Source organism: Peptoanaerobacter stomatis (assembly GCF_000238115.1).
In the GTDB taxonomy this organism is placed as follows: Bacteria; Bacillota; Clostridia; order Peptostreptococcales; family Filifactoraceae; genus Peptoanaerobacter; species Peptoanaerobacter stomatis.
Window position 1 is genome coordinate 1 of the sequence record NZ_JH414588.1, and the last position, 1,259, is coordinate 1,259.

General features: G+C 25.7%; 2 protein-coding genes and 1 pseudogene. All 3 read right to left on the reverse strand.

Translation table 11 applies throughout. From position 1 onward, the window contains the following. Positions 1-20 precede the first annotated feature (20 nt). Positions 21-464, reverse strand: a complete 444-nt coding sequence (locus HMPREF9629_RS11200; RefSeq protein WP_009526479.1) for a hypothetical protein — start codon at positions 462-464, stop codon at positions 21-23. Between the two features lie 30 nt (positions 465-494). Beyond that, positions 495-689 carry a hypothetical protein gene (locus HMPREF9629_RS11205; RefSeq protein WP_040012724.1) on the reverse strand — a complete coding sequence of 65 codons (195 nt, stop codon included), beginning with the start codon at positions 687-689 and terminating at the stop codon, positions 495-497. A 141-nt stretch (positions 690-830) separates the two neighbouring features. Next, positions 831-1,259 (reverse strand): annotated as a pseudogene (locus HMPREF9629_RS11955) (hypothetical protein); the annotation flags it as partial.

A 1,259-nucleotide genomic window follows, 5' to 3' on the forward strand; every position in this document is an offset into this window, starting at 1 on the left:
CCTATACTAAAGTTACGTTCTCACCGTATTCCATCATACAATATTTTTTTGATGTATTTTTCATATTTTGGATATAGATAATACCCTGTATATGTATCTCCATATATGCTGTACGTATCAAAATCTACCTGTACTTTGAATCTATGCGAATCATCCTGTGTCCTTACCACTACATATTGCTGTAAATCTCCAAACGGTACATCTCCGTCATATTCAGACATTATTACAAATTTTTCTCCGTATTTTTTTTCTAATTTATCCAGTATATCTTTATGAAATTTTTCTTTTCTTCGTTTTCTTATTTCTTTCGCGCTTAGTTTTAGTGTACTTGTTACATAATTAAATATTGTTTGTTTTTCATTACCTGTATATATTTCTATATAAAATGATGATATTAACATTATTATCAGTATCAGATATATTATGTATTTTCTATTTTTTTTATTCTCTTTATTCTCATTCATATATGTGGCTCCTTTTATATATTCAAGCTATTAGTATATATAATTTTCTTTCTTTTTTATCCATTCATATTCGTCCATAAAACAATGATATTTTTTTATTTCAACAGGGTTATAGCTTCCTACAATTTTAGTTTCCTTGTTTTCTGCCCAAAAAGTACTATTTTCTTTGTTTGCATATTCTATTATATTAGATATTTTAGGTTTTTTAGAGCCTTGTATTTCCATATTCTCCCATTTTAGATATATCAAGCTGTCCAATAAACATCAGTTGTTCTTCTGTTAATTTACTTGCCATCTTAATCCCTCCTAATTAATTACTGTTTTTATTATATTAAATAAATACATTGTATCACAAATATATTACAATTATTCTATATACGTTTCAGATTTATCTTCAAAATCGTGAATAAAAAATTTTCTTTTTTTATAATCATAATCTACACTTATCCAATAATATGGATCTTCATAATTTTTATCTTTTTTTAAAAAAAATACAAAAAACTTCTTATTGTTTTCTATTACTCTTTCAGGTGAAATAAATAACTCACCATCTTCCAACTTGTAATATTCATCAATATTAATCCCATACTTATATATATCTTTTTTTATAAAGCTTACATACATCATTGTAGGCACATTATTTTTAGCCATTGTGGCTGCTATCTTATATACCACTTCTTTCGGTGTACTGTTTGCCAACATCTCTTCATTAACATAAAAGGTGATATTGCCAATTATATCATCAAACATTTGAGCCGGTATTTTTTCTATAGGTGTATCTTTAGTTATATAAAT